The sequence below is a fragment of the Sphingomonas sp. T1 genome, assembly GCF_902506585.1.
Lineage (GTDB): Bacteria > Pseudomonadota > Alphaproteobacteria > Sphingomonadales > Sphingomonadaceae > Sphingomonas > Sphingomonas aerolata.
In genome coordinates, this window is the sequence record NZ_LR733909.1 from 1 (window position 1) to 17,701 (window position 17,701).

The following is a 17,701-nucleotide window of genomic DNA, read 5'->3' on the forward strand; positions in this document are numbered from 1 at the left end:
AGCCTATCATCATCGTCCCGCTGGCCGGGGCGGTTCTGCTGGGCGGCTGCGCCACCTATGCGCCGCGGCCCTCCGCCTATTCCTACTTCGCCGTGCCGTGCGACACTCCCGGTGCGATCCGGGCAGTGCCGATCTCTCCGCCGGATGGTCCGCCCGGGGAAACATCCGCTGCATTGCCGGCGCCCGTTCCGCCGCAAGCGGTCGTTCCCGCAGCGCCGGGCAGCGCGGCTCAAGCGGGCGCAAGCGACTGCCTGATCGCGGTCGCTGACCGCGGACGCGGTTGGCGCGGTGCCGGCTACTATGGCGGCAGCTACCCCTACCGCTATCGAAGTCCCTACGGCTACTACGGCTCGCCCTTCTACGGATCGCTCGGGATCGGGATCGGTCTTGGTGGCGGCCATTACCGAGGCGGCCATTTTGGAGGAGGTCACGTAGGAGGCGGTCACATTGGCGGAGGGCATGGCCGGCGTCATTGACGAAACGCTCAGTCAATCGGGATTTCTTCAGTATGAGGGTCGCTCATCGGCGTTCGAGACACCAAGCTACCCGTTGGATGAACGATGATCGTTGTGCTGAGCGCAACGGGCGCTGCTGTCGCTTTGAAAGGGTAGTGGCCTTGAGCGTGCAAAATCGCTACGCGATAGATTAATGAGCCGCCTGCTTCCCCTCGTCATCGGCTTGATGCTAGCCTCGCTCCTAGCGCTGAGTTCGGTTTTTCACGTAAGTGACAAGGGGTCTAGGACTCACCGCGTTGTCACGCCCGGCCTCGTCCTTGCGATGGCCAGCGTGAGCGCGCCAGCGAGGGATAATAGGCCAGTAGGGGTCACCGCGCAGTTGCCGCATGCTCATAGCGAATGCCACGGCGATCACCTGATCGTGCCCGCCATGGGGATCATCTCGCAGATGGAGCCCGAAGACGCTTATTCGACGGTCGGGCAACGGATCAGCGAAGGCGTGGCCGCCGCCATAACATTGAGACCCCCGAAACTGTAAGCGACGGCAAAGACCGCCAGCGCCTCTGAGCCAGCATAGTCGCTGCAAGGGGTGCTTCGCGACGCGATTTGCGCCCCGTTTCAACGACGCGGCGATCCGCTATCGATTTGAAATAAGGGCAGCCGTGCCTGCTCGTCAAATCTGCATACAGTGATGGAGTACCCCTGTGTCCTTTTCGAGACACCCTTTTATGTCGTGGCGGACAGATGTGCCCGCGTCCATCGTCGTCGCGCTTGTCGCGCTCCCGCTCTGTCTGGGCGTTGCCCTCGCGTCGGGAGCGCCGCTATTTTCTGGCCTGATAGCAGGTATCGTGGGCGGCCTCGTAGTCGGTGGCCTATCCCGGTCTCCGTTATCTGTCAGCGGTCCGGCCGCTGGTCTCACGGTGATCGTTCTTGACACCATTAATTCACTACCGAGCTATCCGATCTTTTTGTCGGTAGTGGTTTTGGCGGGCGCGTTGCAGCTGGCATTTTCTACGGCTCGCGCGGGGATCCTGAGCGAATTTATCCCGTCCTCAGTAATCACGGGGATGTTGGCATCGATCGGGCTCATTCTTGTTCTCAAGCAGATTCCGTTCGCGATCGGCTATGAGGTCGAGGCTGAGGGTAGCTTTGAGTTCGCCTCTAACAACGGGAACACGTTCACCAACCTGTTCGTGTTTCTCAGGCGCAAATTTGAGCCGGGGGCGCTGATCATCAGCCTTGCGGGCATCGCTTTCCTGTTCTGGTGGAACAGCGCGAAACCCAAGCAGGGGTCTCTCCGTTTCTTGCCAGGCCCCTTGGTGGCGGTCCTGATCGGCGTCATCGGCAATGCACTGCTTGGATTGGTGCTACCGTCCTGGCAGATAGGCACAGAACATCTCGTTCAGGTGCCCGTCTCCAAAAGCCCGGCTGAATTTGGCCAGCTTTTTGCCCTTCCCGATTTTTCAGGTATCGGGAGCAGTGCCGTCTGGATCGCAGCAGCCACAATTGCCATCGTCGCTAGCCTGGAGTCGATGCTCAGCATCAAAGCCATCGACGAGCTCGACCCGCAACGACGCACCACTGACAAGAACTGGGAACTGATGGCCCAGGGTGGCGGCAACATCGTGTCGGGGCTGCTGGGAGGGCTGCCGGTCACCTCGGTGATCGTGCGTTCCTCGGCCAACGTCGATGCGGGCGCGCAGAGCAAGGCGTCGACGATGTTGCATGGGCTATGGCTGCTGTTGTCGGTCGCCCTGATCCCCATGGTGCTAAACCTCATCCCGCTAGCGGCACTCGCAGCGGTCCTGATCGCTACCGGCTACAAGCTCTGCACGCCCCAGCTTTTCCTGGACCGCTACCGACAAGGCTGGACCCAGTTCATCCCGTTCGTCGTAACCGTGATCGCTATCATGTTCACCAACCTGCTCGAAGGCGTCCTGATCGGCCTTGTGATTGGGTTCGTGTTCGTCATAGCGCGTAATTTTCGAACTGCTGTGACGTTTGCATGCGAGGGCAATGATTGCCTCATCCGTGCTCGGCGCAACCTGTATTTTATCCACAAATATGAACTTCAGAAGCAATTGAACCGCGTTCCCGAAAATAGCAGGCTGTTGATTGATCTTTCAGCAACGAACTACGTTGATCTCGATAACGTCGAGATTATTAACTCCTTTATTAAAGCAGCTCAATTCAAGTCGATAGATGTAGTCGTTCGTGGCGATCTTGCCGAACGGACATCTCCTTTGATCAACGCCCCCGTAGTTGGAGTAAGGTTCGCATGAGAGAATATCGACAGCTTCTTCTCGCCAACCGGGCCTGGTCGCAGGAACTTATCGACGAGCGCGCGGACTTTTTCACCCGACAATCCGATGGCCAGAAGCCAGCATTCTTGTGGATCGGTTGCTCGGACAGCCGGGTCAGCCCCGAACAGATGACCATGACGCCTCCGGGAGGTATGTTCATTCACCGCAACGTCGCCAACCTTGTTAATCCGAGCGATCTCAACCTGATGGCGGCGCTGCAATATGCAGTCCAGGTGCTCGAGGTTCCGCACATCATCGTGTGCGGTCATTATGGTTGTGGTGGCATCAAGGGGGCTTTCGCCGGAGGAGCTACCGGTCAACTCGGGCAGTGGCTCAAACATGCGAGTAGCGTTGTGTGCGATCACGCAGACGAGCTCGCGGCCTTGGATAGTGAAGATGCCAAGCTTAACAGACTCGTGGAAATGAACGTCAGGGACCAGCTGATCAACTTGGCAAGAACCGATATAGTCGCACGCGCATGGAAAGACGGTCAACCACTTTGGTTGCATGGCTGGATTTACGACATTCGCGATGGTCATATCAAACCGCTGATGGAACTGGATGCAGACGCTTCCTTGGAAGAGGTCGGCCGTCCTGATAGCGTGCTTTTATCGCATCCTACTCGTGCCGCAAACGGCATCGCTCCAGAATGAGGCAAAAGCCGCGTATTGAAAAGGTCATTAGGGACGCAAGTTTCGGCACGCTACCATCGTTTCAGACGGGCGTATGATCGAGGGTTTGATCAAAAAGGAGGCAAGGAGTCATGCGTATTGTGACCTGTTTCATGCTCGTCGTGTTAGCCAGCGCGATCGCGGCGTGCACGTTCCCGTTTTCGCAAAAGCCTGTCGTCAGCACTCCCGTCTATGATCACGTACCGTGCCGCACCCCCGGTGCCCGGCTTGAAGAGCCGGTCGATCTCGGTGAGGCTTCTCAAGGATCTGATCCACTTGACGCCCAGTCAGGCTCGGCAAGTCCCAAAACGCCAAATTGCGTAGTCGAGAGAGGGCCAAGGTACCGGTAGCGATAATTTTTGATGATCCACTCAAGGACCTTTCTATGTCGGATGACGAGATTTTATATTTTGAGCACCGAGCGCAGGTTGAGGTCGAGCTTGCCGAGAACGCCACCAAACCAGAAGTGGTCGATGCTCATCGCAAAATGGCTGACGCCTATTTGGAGAGGCTGGTCGAGCTAAGATTGTCGAGAGCTAAACCAGACTGCGGGCATCGCTAGCCCGTTTGTATCCCTTCACGATCAATCAAGAGGTGGTCACTGTTGACCTTGGTTACTGGTAGCTTCTCAGAAGCCTTATGGCACCTTTTCAACCTCCTGATCGCCTATATTCTGGCTCTTCCGATTGGCTGGGATCGTGAAAAAGAGGAACGAAGCGCCGGCATTCGCACCTTTCCACTCGTCGCCGTCGCCAGCTGTGGCTTTGTGCTCATAGCTATAGCCGTTCTCGGTCGGGGGTCGCTTGGTCAGGCTCGTATCCTTGAAGGCCTGATTACCGGCGTCGGCTTCATCGGTGGCGGCGCGATCCTGAAACAGGGAGGACGAACGTCGGGTACGGCGACGGCGGCGAGCCTGTGGGCAACCGGCGCGGTAGGTGCCGCGGTCGGTTACGGGCTATATGACATAGCTGCCATTATCAGTCTCGTGACTTTTTTGACCCTGCGCTTTTCACGTCCGCTGAAGAAAACGGCGGACGGGCAGGGGGCTGTTCAGCGCAATGAGGGATCATAGGAAGGCTAATCAAACAACCATCCAGTCGAATTACTGCTGAGTCACTGGGCTCTTGGACGCCGCACAGCGCGTGCGAACTGTTGAGCAAGCCGCATTATGACACAACAGAGATAAGGAAGAGGCAACTTGGGGCAGTGGATCCAACAGCTGGTTGACCAGTTCGGCTATTTCGGCGTTGCAATATTGATGTTTGCCGAGACGGTGTTTCCACCGCTGCCGTCCGAGGTCATCATGCCGCTTGCGGGCCTGCGCGCCTCCCGTGGGGCATTGTCGCTGCCTGGGGTGATTGCTGCCGGTGCGTCCGGCGCCATGGCAGGCAACCTCTGTTGGTATGCGGTTGCCCGCATGCTCGGCATCAACCGGTTGCATAGGTTAGTCGATCGGCACGGCCGCTGGCTTACACTGGAATGGGATGAAATCGAGCGTTCGAGAAGCTGGTTTCGTCGTCATGGCAGCCTTTTCGTCTGCCTCGGGCGCATTATTCCCACGATACGATCGGTCGTGTCGATCCCGGCGGGCCTTCTGCGGATGCCCTGGCCGCGCTTTCTCATCTGGTCGACGGTCGGCACGACCGCCTGGACGGTAATGCTCGCCGCCGCCGGCTATCTGCTGGGCCAACGCTACACGGCGGTTGACCGCTACCTGGGCCCCATTTCGACAGCGATCATCGTCGCGCTCGTACTTTTTTACGGGTGGCGCGTGGTGACCTGGAAGCGTCGCCATGAACGCTGAGGATGCTACGTCAATGAGCGGCACGCCCATCCGCCGTGCCTTCTGGCGCAGCGCCAAGGCAAGCCGTGCCACGGTCATCATCGACGCCGATAATTACTTCAGGGCCGCGCGATCGGCAATGCTCAAGGCGAAACGGCGTATCGTACTTGTCGGCTGGGACTTCGATGCCCGCATCCATTTTGCCGGGGAGGGTCAGGACGAGGGTCCACCAACCGTCGGCGCGTTCATCAGTTGGCTGGTCAAGCGCAGTCCGTTGCTTGAAATCCACATTCTCCGGTGGGATACCGGGGCGCTCAAGACGCTATTGCATGGCCGCACCCTGCTCACGATCCTGCGCTGGATGCGCGATCCGCAGATCCACCTCAAGCTCGACAGCCACCACCCGCTCGCTGGATCACATCATCAGAAGATCGTGGTGATCGACGACTGCATGGCTTTCTGCGGCGGCATCGACATGACCCGCGAACGTTGGGATACGCGCGACCATCGAGACGAGGAGCCGCGCCGCATCCGCCCGGACGGCAAGCCGCACGGGCCGTGGCATGATGCGGCGATGGCGCTCGAAGGGCCGATTGCGAGCGCTCTCGGCGACGCTTGTCGAGAGCGATGGCACGCCGCCGGCGGACGCCCGATCGCGGCGGTGTCTGATGGAGTGGATTGCTGGCCTGACGAACTCCAGGCTGATTTCACTAACGTGTCCGTCGGCATCTCGCGGACGCTGCCCAAGATGGACGACCAGGAACCCGTCCACGAAATCGAGGCGCTGCATGTCACGCTCATCGCCCGTGCGCGACGGCTGATCTATGCCGAAAGCCAGTATTTCGCCTCCCGGCGCGTCGCCGAAGCGATCGCGATGCGTCTCGACGAGGCCGATGGCCCGGAAATCGTTATCGTCAATCCGACGACCGCGAACGGTTGGCTGGAGCCAATTGCAATGGACACGGCACGCGCCAGACTCGTGGCAGAGCTGCAAAAGCGCGACGGGTATGGACGCCTACGTCTATATCACCCGTTCACCGCCGACGGGGTGCCGATCTACGTCCATGCCAAGGTCACGATTATCGATGACGTGGTGCTGCGGGTGGGATCATCGAACTTCAACAACCGCTCGCTGCGCCTCGATAGCGAGTGCGACGTGACGATCGACGCAGCCGACGGGCCGAAAGCGGGAGTCGAGCTAGTGATCTCGGGCATTCGTGACGGGCTTCTGGCGGAGCATCTCGGCACCGCGAATGAGGTGGTAACACGCAAGATGGCCGAAACCGGCTCGCTGATCGCGACCATCGCAGCGTTGCAGACATCAGGACGCTCGCTACGCGACTATGAGGTTCCCGAGCTCACCGCCGCAGGAGAATGGCTGGCCGACACCGAGCTGCTCGATCCAGAAGGACCGGACGTAATGTTTGAACCGCTTTCCCGACGTCGCGGCCTTCTCTTCCACCTGCGGCATCGGCATCGCGGCCGGTCACGACGCCGCGTAGCCTGACCGACTGCTTGGTCGATGAGGGGCGGCGTCGCCGGTATGACGTAGGCTTCAAACGTGCCTAACGCTTTCTTAAACTTGCGCCCTCAAAAGGAGTGAAGAGCGATGGCGCACCCCGTCCGGGAGAACGACGATGAACGTAAACGGGGTGGCCGATGTGCTCGCGTTGCGCAACGCCCTTCTTCAGCGCAATGCCGCGCTCCGGGACGTAACCTCCGCCCCCACACCGAATGCGCTTCGCGGACCGGACGGCTCTGCGCCGCCGTCAAGCTTTGCTGCGACAATGCAGACCGCGCTTCAAAAGGTGAACGCCCTTCAGGAGCAGGAAGATGTCGCCACCGAAGCCTACGAACGCGGCGAGACGACAGATATCGCAACGGTGGCGCTGATGCAGCAGCGCGCTTCGGTATCGTTCGAAGCCACCTTGCAGGTCCGAAACAAAGTCCTCACCGCCTATAAGGACATTATGAACATGCCCGTTTAATTGAAGGCTTACCCCCCTCACAGGAAATCAGCCGACCCCTGACCCACGTGACAGGCTGACTGCGAACTCGCTCATTAACGCTCAGAATTCCGCCCGCCGAGTGATTGGGCCACGATCGTTGTGCTGAAGGGTACGCGCGCTGCTGTCTCTTTGATAGTCGGGCGAGCGAGGCAATTGCGGGAGGTAAGATGGCGGCTGCGGCATCTTATAAGCGGGGCGTGGCGGAGACGCGGCGGGGTAGCCGCCATAGCCTCCGCCCTCATAGGCATGTCCGCCGTCCCAGCTGACACCACCATGCGTACCGCTCCAACTGACACCGGCGCCATGGGACTTGCGCTGCGCGCCCGCTGGCGCGGTCGCCAAGGCAGCAAGGATAAATGCACTCAGGCCCAGCCCAAATTTCTTGGTCACGCTACCTCTCCCAGTATGCACCTGACGCCATGATTGGCTTCCCGCGCGACACGCTTTCACAATCCGGGATCAGTGCCGGAACAGACCGCCGAGAAAGCCGCCGGGACGATAGCCGCCATGGCCACCCCGGTCATGGCCGCCGCCATGTCGTCCTTCGCCGTGATGTCCCTCATTGTATCCGCCCCAAGGGGCGGGCTGCGCATAGCCCGGTGCAGGCGCAGCCGCTTGCGGAGGATATTCGGTCGTCTTCGCCGAAGCTTCGTAAGCCGCGTTTTTCTCGATAAGCTTGTCGAGCTCGCCGCGATCCAGCCAGATGCCCCGGCATTGCGGGCAATAGTCAATCTCTACACCCTGCTTGTCGGAAAGGACGAGATCGACGCGGCATACGGGACAAAGCATACCCTGCGCCCTTGTGGTGGTGGGTGTGGTTGCGGCATCTGTCACAGTTCATTCCTCTCTTTGGTCGGTGCCACCCGGGCCGTCTGCCCAGGAGGCGCCGCTTTCGTCTTAATAGCTATAACCACCGTGGCGCTGATTGCGCTCCCGACGCTCATGCCGGCGTTCGCGGCTCTCCTCGCGATCATGGCGGTTGTCGTAGCCGTAACCGCCCCGATTATAGCCGCCGCCATTGTCGCGCCACGATTGCCGGTAACCGTCACCCCGATTGCGATAAGGATCGCCATACCCGCCCTGGCCGCGGACTTGGTTGCCGTAGGACGGACCACCATTATAGCCGTCGTAACCGCCATAGGACTGGGCCATCGCGGCCGGGGCCGCGAACGCGAGCGCCGCCGCGGCCAAGATCAAGGATCCTCTCATGACTACCTCCGTCGAGTGTGACCGAACGTCACGTCCTATGAATAGGGCCAGGATATTGAATGATGTCGGAATACGGTTGACAGCGCTCGTTCATCCACATGTGACAAGATCATAACTCATGCGGTGTTTCAGGTCAGAATGTTCACGGCTCGCGCCGCCACCAAGCCGACCGTCAGGAGGGAGATTGTCGCCTCGGCGGCCATCAACAACTTGCTTTGAGCGCTGAGCGGCATTGTGTCGGTGGGGGAAAAAGCCGTGGCGTTCGTGAAGGACAGGTAGAAATAGTCGATGAAGCCCGGCGACCACGCCGGGTTCTGGTCGCCGCTCCCCAACATCTGGGGAAACAGGAAATCAGGCCGCGTATCTTGGTCCAACCCCATCCTCGCGGGGCCGCCCCGATCGATGTTCCAGAACCACAAGGCGAACACCACGATGTTCGTGAACCAGATATTGAGCGCATCGAGCAGCAGGGACTGCCCGCCCTTCGCGCCGCCCAGAAGCTCACGAGTGACAGATACCAGTGCATAAAAATTGAGCACCATGACGACCCCGGTTAACAACAACGCAAACCGTCTGATCGATTTTCGATGCCCGCATATGATGTGCCAATGATGGGCGGCATGAGCCTGGCGGACCTTGCCCTGGGTCCAGACGGTCGCAACAGAGAGAGGGGCAAGCATCGCCAACTCGAAAGCCGGTGCCAGCCATCTCGGGCCGAAGATCAGGTTGTCGTTCACGAACAGCAGCTGCAAACCCGCGATTAGCGCGACCGCCCCACGTGCGAGCCAGAAATCCAGCGCATGGGTTTGAAGCGTCAGATGGGGTGAGCGCATTGCCTCGTCTAAATGCGTTTTAGGGAGGATGATACCATAACCGCGTGACCTCACCGGAGGGTCGGTGCGCCGAGACCGGGCCGCCGGTCGATCGATGGCGCGCCGCAACCTCCCTGTCATCATCACGCCGAGACAGTGGGACCTTGAGCACCGGATAGTGTAGCGCCCCGCGAGACTGTTCCGCTGGAGAGCAAGATGAGGGCGCGGCCGGTGGCGTGTCGATGAATCGACGGCACCTCTCCGGGTTTGGTCATCGCACCGGCCGCGTTCGCCCTGTAGCGCAATAATGCCGTAGCGGAACGCGGAACGATCGTGTCGGAGATGACTAGCCGATCGTCACACCTGTCCAGTCCCGGCGCGGTCGGGTTACCTCGCGAGGTTTTGCTCCGATGTGCTTGAGGGGCAGCAAGGGGGTGTCCCTGTTTTCGGTGAGCTGCCGCAACCGCAGCCTTCCGCGCCAGACCCGGCTCTTGAACGTGCCCTCCGGGATCGCGAGCTGCGCCGCTCCTTCCTCGATCGACAATCCTTCGCTCGCCAACAGGACGGCCTCCCGGTGCTCGGGCGTCAACTCTCCCAATGCCCAGCGCACATCGCGCAGATCGACCGTCAGCCCCTGCGTGTCGGTAACACCGAGCAGCCGCTCGAATGCGTCCTCGGGAAGATCGGCGTGGAAGCGGTCGCGTCGTCGGTCGGAGAGGAAGATGTTGCGCATCACTGTTCGCGCCCATGCCAAGAAGTTGGTGCCCAATTCAAACCGGTGCCGCGCCGCCCAGCAGCGCAGCAGCGCATCCTGCAACAGGTCGTCGGCGTCTCCCCGGTTGTCCCGTGTGAGACGACGGGCATAGGCCTTGAGAGACCTTGCGTGTCCGGTCATTTCAACCACGAACTCATCGTCGCTTTCATCAATCAGGTCCGCGGCGCGGGCGAGCGCAATTCGCATAATCCTTCATTCCCTCGCGGCAGACACCTGCCGAGGGCTCCACCCATGCGGCGTGCCTTGATGTACACATCCTGACCGGCCCTTCGGCGTCCGATCGTCAGCAAGGTTCGCCCGCCCCAGTCGACCCGCAAAGCTGCGCGACATTGTGATCCATCGACGCGATGGGCCAGGCGACAGGCCGGCGCTATACGCGCGGTCACAGCCGCGCTTAAGTCTTCGAATAGACTTGCACCGGGAGCCTTTACGTCACCCGTCCGTTGCATCACCGGCAGGAGAACAAAATGGCAGATGAAACAGCAGGTCAGCACCACGAGCACCTAGGGCATACGCCGGGTGACCTCGATCAGCATGGCCATCGCGACAACAACGTAGCAACCGACGAAACCGATCGTCTGATCGCTTCCAACAAGGTCGAGGGCACTGCCGTTTACGATCGGCAGGACAACAAGCTTGGCTCGGTCTATAACTTCATGGTCGATAAGCGCTCGGGCAAGGTCGAATATGCCGTCATGGCGTTCGGCGGCTTCCTCGGGATCGGTGACGATTATCATCCGCTCCCCTGGGATCAGCTCACCTACGATACCGACAAGGGCGGCTATGTCGTCAACCTGACCAAGGAGCAGCTCGAAGGCGGCCCGCGCTACAGCGCCGGCAACGAGCCGGTCTTCGATCGTGCCTACGGTCAACAGGTCTATGGTTATTACGGGTCCAGCTACGGCTACTGAGCTAGAGGGCGGCGGGCTACCCCGCCGCCCTCGCTCCGAGGCCGCGGGATTACGGGCGTGGATCGGCCGCCATCCTGATCGTGCACCGCACGGTATGACCGTCCTTCCTTGCTGCGCTCACGCACTCCTCGATGGCTGCGCGGTTCGCGGTCACGATCTTGTCGCCGGTGACGATGGCGCGGAACGCAGCCTGCTCCGCGGTCCCCATGAGCGCGTTATTGCCCGTTGAAGCGGACGGCAAAGGAGAAGCCAGAATGTCCAAAGTGTTTGCGATCATAGCCGCCGCCGGCCTCGCGACTGCGGCTCCCGCTCAGACGCCTCCTGCCCCTACAGGCGCCGGCGGGCTCACCGGCGCATTCAGGGGCATCTTGCCCCAGGTTGGCTCGGTCGGGGCCGGCAACGCCGCCGGTTTGCTCGGCTACTGCCTCAAAAACAACCTGCTAGGCGCCACGGGGGCAAGCGGCGCAGCCAGCAGTGGCGACGGGTTGTTCGGTGGGCTGCTTGGCGGCGCTGCGGCTGCGCCGGTCCCCACTCCTAGCGCGACCCCGGCACCAGCCGCATCGGCCAACAGCGCGCGCGCGATCCTCGAACGACTTCTCAGCCGGCCCGGCGTGCAGCAATCTCCGGGCTACAAGACTGGAGCGGCGGGGCAGGTGCAAACTGGCAACGGCCGTACGCTTGGGCTGGATGGCGTACGGGGGCAGCTCAGGACCCAAATGTGCAAGCTGGTGCTCAATCGGGCGAAGTCGTTCCTCTGACGACTCGTCCCTGCATCCTGTTGGAAGTTGCATTATTTAGGGCGGGACTCTGCCGCCACCCTGACCGTGCATCGCACCGGTTTGCTCGCCTTCGTCACAGCGCGCCTACACCGCTCGATCGCGTCGCGGTTTTCTTGAACGACGATCGCGCCCGCTACCATCGTGTTCCAGGTGTCGGGCTGATTGACTGCCGCCAGTCGCCGACTTGCCGTCCACCCATCCAGCCGCAGGGTTCGCGCAGCCATTTTCTCGGGCCACAGCCAGCATACTGGAAAGCGTATGGAAATTCTGCTTGGCGCCGCGAAACGGCGAAATTGCGAAAGGAAGAAGCGAGATGCCAGGGACGACCGACCCCCGACCGAGAAAAACGCAGGCTCGCGAGAAAAGAGCGCGGCCCTCTCCTCCGAAGCCCATGGAAGACCTTCACGATCGTATCTCCAGGCTAATCTCCGACATCGATCGCGAAGGGCTGGCACAGGCGGCGGACTGGTCCGACTCAATCACGCGCGCTGACTTCGAGGAAAGTGCGGCCAATCTGGCCCGGTACCTGTCACTTCGCCGCCGCGATCTTCGTCCGCTGCAGCGGGAGTTGATGGCCCTTGGCCTGTCATCGCTTGGACGCGTCGAGAGCAGGGTTAGCCCCGCGTTGCTCGCGGTCGAGGCCACACTCGCCGGGTTATCGGGACTTCCTGCAAAGGCCAGACCCTTGGAAGAGGCCTTCTTCGCCGGCGAACGGCTTCTCGACACGCGGACACGCGAATTGTTCGGTCCGGCGCATTCTTCGCGCCCAACTGCGCTGCTTGTGACCTGCCCCACAAAAGCGGCAGTCAATCCCGAGTTCATGCTCGAACTCGCGAAGCGCGGAGTCGAGGCGGTGCGCATCAACTGCGCGCACGACGACGCAGACCATTGGGAGCGGATGATCCGGCACACTCGCACCGCCGAGGAGAAAACTGGCCACCGGCTGAAAATACTGATGGATCTGGCCGGCCCGAAGATCCGCACAGGCGCGGTGCTCGGCAAGAAAAGCAAGGCTCGCGTTAGGCTGGGGGACGTACTTGCCGTCGTACCGCCTGAAGGGTTCGGGGACATCGAGCTGAAAGAAAGGTATTCCGCGGTTGAGTGCACGCTTCCGGAAGCGTTGAAGGTCGTTCAACCGGGACATCGCCTGTTTATCGACGACGGCGAGATCGGCACGTTGATTGAACAAGTCGAGCCATGGGGCGTGCAGGCCCGAGTGGTCTCGGTCATGAAGAAGGGCGCGAGGCTCAAGCCTGAAAAAGGCATCAACCTGCCGGATACTGATATAGATGTTCCGGCGCTGACCAAGCAGGATATTACTGATCTGGACTTCGTCGCTCATCATGCGGATGGGGTCAGCTTTTCTTTCGTTCAATCCGTCGATGATGTGATCGTTCTACAGAAGGCGCTTGCCGAGCGGCGGCCGCATGACTGGCAAACACTGTCGCTCATCCTCAAGATCGAGACACCTCGCGCGGTGAGCAACCTGCCGGATATCATCGTGCAGGCGGCTGGGCGACAGCCCGCAGGGATCATGATCGCTCGCGGCGATCTCGCGGTGGAAATCGGATTCGCACGCCTTGCTGAAATGCAGGACGAGATCCTCTGGATCGGCGAAGCGGCACGTGTTCCGGTGATCTGGGCGACCCAAGTGCTTGAGCACTTCGTCAAGAAGGGTACCCATTCGCGAGGCGAGATGACCGACGCGGCTATGGCGGCGCGCTCCGAATGTGTGATGCTCAACAAGGGCCCCTATCTGCTCGAAGCGATAGATATGCTCGATACCCTGCTGGAGCGGATGGACGGGCACCAGCACAAGAAGACACCCCAGCTCAGGCGTCTCCAGACCTGGTGAGATGGTGCTGGCAGACTTCAGAGCCTATCTCGGTGTCCGCCAAACCGGAGAAGATCAACTCGATACGCGGCATCGATACGCTGCGGCCTTTGATAGGGCTGGCTGCTCTGCCGCCCGATGCGCGCCAACGCAAAGACTTAATCCCTACCAAGTTCGTTCCTGAGCGCCGGTACTCAAACGGCTCTCGACCGGCGTTCTGCCGACAAGCGGGTGATCAGCCAGCCGACGCTGCTGCCCTGGATCACCACCGAGAACAGCACCACGACATAGGTGACCGCCAGGCCAGGATCGCGTCGCGGGCGGACCCTTGGGGCAGCGAAGGTGAGCGCGACGGGATGCTTCCGCGCAACCGTCCCACACCAGCGTGGGCAGCGCGAGTCAGCGCCGCTTCGGTCGCTTGCCTGATCGACGCGGGCTCACCGCGTTGCTGATGTTGATCGTCCATCATTCCGTCGCCCTTCGCTCCTCCGGCTTGATCTTGACCGCACAGCGCACGGGCTCGCCCGCCTTGTTCGCGGCCCGCTGGCACCGCTCAAGCGCCTGCTCGTTGCCCCGGCCGATCACCGCGCCCGTCACCATCGCATTCCACGTGTCGGGTCCGTCCACCGTCGCCAACCGGCGCGCGCCCTCCCATGGTGACCCGCCAAGCGTCCGCGCCGCTGCGCGCTCGGGCCATCGCCAGCTATCCGGCGTCGCCCGCAAGATTGGGCCCGCCAGCAACGCCCATAGAACGATGCCGATGATCGTGCCACCAATCGCGGTCCATGCAACCCAACGGTTCTGCTCGTCGCCCGTGCGCCCGGACACGACATAAGCGTGAAGCTGCAGCGTCACGTCCTCCAACCCCTTCCTCGCGGTCGCGAGCGCCGCCTGATCCTCGCGCCGGGCGGCGTTGCCCGCTGCGGCGATTCGCTGCGCCATCTGCTCAGGCGTCATTGCCAGCGCCGGACTCCGCGCGATCACGTCGTTGATGACCGCGATCCGCTCGGCCGTGGCGTCCACGCCCTGCTGCATCCGCCCCAGCGTCTCGGAATAGTCGGGCACGTCGATATGCGCCCGCTCGGCCGCCAGGCCCTCCACGGCACGGCGTAGCAACGCCAGCTCGCGGTCCTGGCCTTCGATCACGGCGCGCAACCGGTCGAACGCCTCCGCCGGATCGCCGCTTTCCTGAATATCGTCGTCCATCATCACCTACCGGCTCATGCCACGGTCGCGGTCACGCCCGATGCTGACCGACTGCGCCAGCTCCTGCCCGATCGACCGGCCCCGCTCCATGTTCAACGCCAGTTCGGGCGCGCGGGCGCGCAACACGGATTCGAGTTGCGGGTCGCGATGCAGCCCGCCCGCAATGCCCTCCATGCGCTTGCCGAGCTTTTCCGCGCCTGCACGATCGCCAGCACGCTCCATGCTGGCCCGCGCCTCCATCATGCCCTGCCACTGCTCCACGAACCGGCCCGCGCGCTTCTCAGGGTCGATGCGGACCTGGCGCTCCGTCTCCATAGCCTTCACTGCGCCGCCCGTGTTCCCCTCGGCCGCGTCGCGCGCAAGGCGGGGATCACGCTCGATCGCGCTGGCGAGGTCGCGCGCGGCATGGGGCCGGGTCTGGTCGAGCGCGTCGCCGGCCTTCGCCAGCGCCTGTTCCTGATGCGCCAACACCGGCAAACCTTTGTCCTGCATCCGGCCTATATCGATTGCAGCACGTCCATAGCGTTCGATCGCGCGAGCCTGCGAGGGTGCCAGCGGCCGATCGGCCGCGCTGCGCTCCGGCGAAGTCGCCCGCTCCGCTGCCGGTTTAGGCCGGAACCCGTCGAACATGCCCCGCGCCTTGTCGCGGACCTTCTCGACCACCTGGCGCGCGAGTTCCGGGAACCGGATCTCGCGCCGATCGGCGAACGCGCGCGCCTGATCCTGCTCGGGCTTGGCGTAATCGCCCGCCATGTCCTTGCCCCGGTCGCGCGACAGGGCGCGAACGAGCTGACGCTGATCGGTGAAGTCATCGCGGCCGTAGTGGAGCTGCATGTCGTCACGATGCCGGGACATGCCGACATAGGCGCTATGCCGGTCCATGCCGGGGGTGGCGAGGATGTGCGCCCGATCGACCGTCACGCCCTGCGATTTGTGGAACGTGGCGGCGTAGCCATGATCGACATGGGCATAGTCCTTAGTGTCGAACGCGACGCGCCCCCCACTGTCGAGCCGAACCTTCATGCCCTCGGCCGATACCCGCTCGATCGTCGCCAGCGTGCCGTTCTTGACCCCCATGCCGCGCTCGTTGCGAAGGAACATGATGCGGTCGCCGGTCGCGAACTGACGCTCGCCCCGCTCGGCCTTCACCGTCACGTCGTCGCCAAGGTCGCCCGATGCCCGCAACCGGTCTCGCGCCTCGCCATTGAGGCTCTGCACCTCGGCGTTGGTGTGGGTAAGAATGATGCGGGATTTGTCCGGCTCGGCCTGGCGCGCACGGTCCCAACCGTCGACCAGCTCGCCCCGCGCCTGCTCGCGCGTGTCGGTCGCGTGGACCATGCCCTTGCTGTCATAGGCATGGACCGCCTCGCCGGTGCGCCCAGTCGCCAGCGCGCGCGTCGCGTCGCGCTGCCAGTCCTCGCGCTGCCGGCGTATCTCGGTGATCTCGGCCGCGCCGTGGCGCTCGGTGACGCTGCGGAACGCCGCGCCCGCCTCGATCGCCTGCAACTGCTCGGGATCGCCCACCATCACGACCTTGGCCCCGGCGTCGCGCGCTTGGCTCAACACCCGCTCCATCTGGCGCGAGCCGATCATGCCGGCCTCGTCCACGACCAGCACGTCACGCGGGCTTAGCTGCTCGCGGCCCTGCCCCCATGCGTGCTCAAGGCTGGCGATGGTCCGCGATGCGATACCGGACCCGCCCTCAAGGTTCTCGGCCGCGATGCCCGATAATGCCGCGCCTCGGACGGTGTACCCTGCCCGCTCCCATCCATCGCGCGCCACCCCCAACATGGCCGATTTGCCGGTGCCGGCATAGCCGATCACATTGGCGATGCCGCTCGGCCCTACTATATGCTCCAATGCGGCTCGCTGTTCTTCCCCGAGCACGAGTCCTTCACTCCCGGCGCGCGTGATCGCCCCCTCGATTGCTTGCGCCGGGAGACCATGCCCATCCCTGCCCGCCAGCTCGTCACCCGCGCGCTCAAGCCGGTTCTCCACCGAGATCATCTCGCGCGACGTGAACCGTTCCTGGTCGCGCCCATCCTTCCCCAATGCGACCAACTCGGGACTGGCGCGTACCGCCCCCAACACCCGGTCGAACTGATCCTTGCCGTCGCTGTGCCGGAACGCGAACGTCGCAAGGTCGCGGGTGGTGAACGTGGCCTGCTGCCGCGTGATCGCGTCCAGCGCGATATTGGGATTGGCGATGATCTTCTCGCCGTTCTCCCGCGCAATGCGCGTGTGATCCTCGATCCGCTCCGCCTCAAGCCCCTGCTCCGGCCTGCGCGATGCTGCGGGTCCGATCTTGTGCTGCGGCTCCAGCGCGATCCCCTGCGCCTCGTAGGAGCGATGGTCGATCCGACCCTCAAGCCCCAGCTCGGCCATGCGCTCGTTGACGTGCGCGCTCCACGCCTCGCGCCAGTCCTTCAACAGCTCGGTCGAGTTCCAATCACGGTTCTTTTTGCCAAACCCCTCCGGTCCCACGTCGCGCATCGTCATCATCACATGCGCGTGCGGCTTCGGCGTGCCGTCCTTCGCCTTGTCCCAATGCACGTTCAGGTCTGCGACCATCCCGCGATCGACAAACTGCTTCTTCACGAAATCGCGCGCGAGCTGGACGCCCTGCTTCTCGTTCATCTCACGCGGAATCGAGAACTCTACTTCGCGGGCAAGCTGCGCGTCCTTGCGCTTCTCGCCTGCCTCCACCTCGTTCCACAAGATCGTGCGGTCGTTCAAACGCTCCGGCGCACCTTGCGGCAACATCACTTCGGAATGGATCACACCCGCCTTGTTGCTGAAATCGTGATCGCGCCCAAGCCGGTCGTCGTGCAGCTCGGACGCCGAACGATAAGCGGCGCTCGCAACGGCGCTCGATCCGTTCGCGCGGCTCACAACTTTGGCGGAGAAATGGTAGATCGCCATGACGTCATGCTTATTGCACTTTTGAGCGCACG

Annotated in this window: 19 protein-coding genes; 11 read left to right on the top strand and 8 right to left on the bottom strand. The window is 62.2% G+C overall.

Annotated elements, in window-relative coordinates; genetic code table 11:
• From GV027_RS21610 to fliE, 8 genes are all read left to right on the top strand, one after another.
• On the top strand, positions 1-476 hold a 476-nt coding region (locus tag GV027_RS21610), incomplete at its 5' end, for a hypothetical protein (protein WP_443029570.1).
• A gap of 725 nt (positions 477-1,201) precedes the next feature.
• Positions 1,202-2,737, top strand: coding sequence for a SulP family inorganic anion transporter (locus tag GV027_RS20130; RefSeq protein ID WP_236559429.1), 1,536 nt, complete (start codon positions 1,202-1,204; stop codon positions 2,735-2,737).
• Positions 2,734-3,411 (top strand): carbonic anhydrase, encoded by a 678-nt coding sequence (locus GV027_RS20135; protein WP_159513423.1) that lies wholly within the window; start codon positions 2,734-2,736, stop codon positions 3,409-3,411. Before GV027_RS20130 ends, GV027_RS20135 begins: the two co-directional genes overlap by 4 nt.
• 403 nt (positions 3,412-3,814) lie before the next feature.
• Complete coding sequence (locus GV027_RS20140; protein WP_159513424.1) at positions 3,815-3,991, top strand: hypothetical protein; 177 nt, start codon at positions 3,815-3,817, stop codon at positions 3,989-3,991.
• 48 nt (positions 3,992-4,039) lie between these two features.
• Positions 4,040-4,501: an MgtC/SapB family protein gene (locus GV027_RS20145; RefSeq protein WP_159513445.1), complete on the top strand. Its 462-nt coding sequence runs from the start codon at positions 4,040-4,042 to the stop codon at positions 4,499-4,501.
• A gap of 126 nt (positions 4,502-4,627) precedes the next feature.
• The gene (locus GV027_RS20150; RefSeq protein ID WP_159513425.1) at positions 4,628-5,233 is read left to right on the top strand and encodes a DedA family protein; all 606 of its coding nucleotides are present in this window, start codon (positions 4,628-4,630) and stop codon (positions 5,231-5,233) included.
• 13 nt (positions 5,234-5,246) lie between these two features.
• A complete protein-coding gene (locus tag GV027_RS20155; RefSeq protein ID WP_159513426.1) occupies positions 5,247-6,719 on the top strand; it encodes a phospholipase D-like domain-containing protein in 1,473 nt (490 codons plus the stop codon).
• 130 nt (positions 6,720-6,849) lie between these two features.
• The gene (gene fliE, locus GV027_RS20160; protein ID WP_159513427.1) at positions 6,850-7,200 is read left to right on the top strand and encodes a flagellar hook-basal body complex protein FliE; all 351 of its coding nucleotides are present in this window, start codon (positions 6,850-6,852) and stop codon (positions 7,198-7,200) included.
• Positions 7,201-7,680: 480 nt separating this feature from the next.
• Here fliE and GV027_RS20165 read toward each other — a convergent pair whose 3' ends face one another.
• From GV027_RS20165 to GV027_RS20180, 4 genes are all read right to left on the bottom strand, one after another.
• Positions 7,681-8,010, bottom strand: a complete 330-nt coding sequence (locus GV027_RS20165) for a TFIIB-type zinc ribbon-containing protein (protein WP_159513446.1) — start codon at positions 8,008-8,010, stop codon at positions 7,681-7,683.
• Positions 8,011-8,118: 108 nt separating this feature from the next.
• Positions 8,119-8,430, bottom strand: a complete 312-nt coding sequence (locus GV027_RS20170; RefSeq protein ID WP_159513428.1) for a hypothetical protein — start codon at positions 8,428-8,430, stop codon at positions 8,119-8,121.
• Between the two features lie 128 nt (positions 8,431-8,558).
• Complete coding sequence (locus tag GV027_RS20175; RefSeq protein ID WP_159513429.1) at positions 8,559-9,263, bottom strand: hypothetical protein; 705 nt, start codon at positions 9,261-9,263, stop codon at positions 8,559-8,561.
• Between the two features lie 325 nt (positions 9,264-9,588).
• Positions 9,589-10,203, bottom strand: a complete 615-nt coding sequence (locus GV027_RS20180) for a sigma-70 family RNA polymerase sigma factor (RefSeq protein ID WP_159513430.1) — start codon at positions 10,201-10,203, stop codon at positions 9,589-9,591.
• A 281-nt stretch (positions 10,204-10,484) separates the two neighbouring features.
• Between GV027_RS20180 and GV027_RS20185 the strand changes: the two genes are divergently transcribed.
• Positions 10,485-10,928 carry a PRC-barrel domain-containing protein gene (locus GV027_RS20185; protein ID WP_159513431.1) on the top strand — a complete coding sequence of 148 codons (444 nt, stop codon included), beginning with the start codon at positions 10,485-10,487 and terminating at the stop codon, positions 10,926-10,928.
• A 49-nt stretch (positions 10,929-10,977) separates the two neighbouring features.
• Here the strand turns inward: GV027_RS20185 and GV027_RS20190 are convergent, their stop codons facing one another.
• Positions 10,978-11,205, bottom strand: coding sequence for a DUF6118 family protein (locus GV027_RS20190; RefSeq protein WP_159513432.1), 228 nt, complete (start codon positions 11,203-11,205; stop codon positions 10,978-10,980).
• 91 nt (positions 11,206-11,296) lie between these two features.
• On the opposite strand from GV027_RS20190, the gene GV027_RS20195 reads away from it, so the two are divergent.
• The gene (locus tag GV027_RS20195; protein WP_159513433.1) at positions 11,297-11,686 is read left to right on the top strand and encodes a DUF2501 domain-containing protein; all 390 of its coding nucleotides are present in this window, start codon (positions 11,297-11,299) and stop codon (positions 11,684-11,686) included.
• Positions 11,687-11,718: 32 nt separating this feature from the next.
• Here GV027_RS20195 and GV027_RS21970 read toward each other — a convergent pair whose 3' ends face one another.
• The gene (locus tag GV027_RS21970; protein ID WP_443029571.1) at positions 11,719-11,931 is read right to left on the bottom strand and encodes a DUF6118 family protein; all 213 of its coding nucleotides are present in this window, start codon (positions 11,929-11,931) and stop codon (positions 11,719-11,721) included.
• Positions 11,932-12,098: 167 nt separating this feature from the next.
• On the opposite strand from GV027_RS21970, the gene GV027_RS20200 reads away from it, so the two are divergent.
• On the top strand, positions 12,099-13,562 hold the full coding sequence (locus tag GV027_RS20200) for a pyruvate kinase (protein ID WP_159513434.1): 1,464 nt from the start codon (positions 12,099-12,101) through the stop codon (positions 13,560-13,562).
• 444 nt (positions 13,563-14,006) lie between these two features.
• Here the strand turns inward: GV027_RS20200 and GV027_RS20205 are convergent, their stop codons facing one another.
• Together GV027_RS20205 and traA are read right to left on the bottom strand one after the other, a co-directional pair.
• Positions 14,007-14,747: a DUF6118 family protein gene (locus GV027_RS20205; RefSeq protein ID WP_159513447.1), complete on the bottom strand. Its 741-nt coding sequence runs from the start codon at positions 14,745-14,747 to the stop codon at positions 14,007-14,009.
• A 6-nt stretch (positions 14,748-14,753) separates the two neighbouring features.
• Complete coding sequence (traA, locus tag GV027_RS20210) at positions 14,754-17,669, bottom strand: Ti-type conjugative transfer relaxase TraA (RefSeq protein ID WP_159513435.1); 2,916 nt, start codon at positions 17,667-17,669, stop codon at positions 14,754-14,756.
• Between the last annotated feature and the right edge of the window lie 32 nt (positions 17,670-17,701).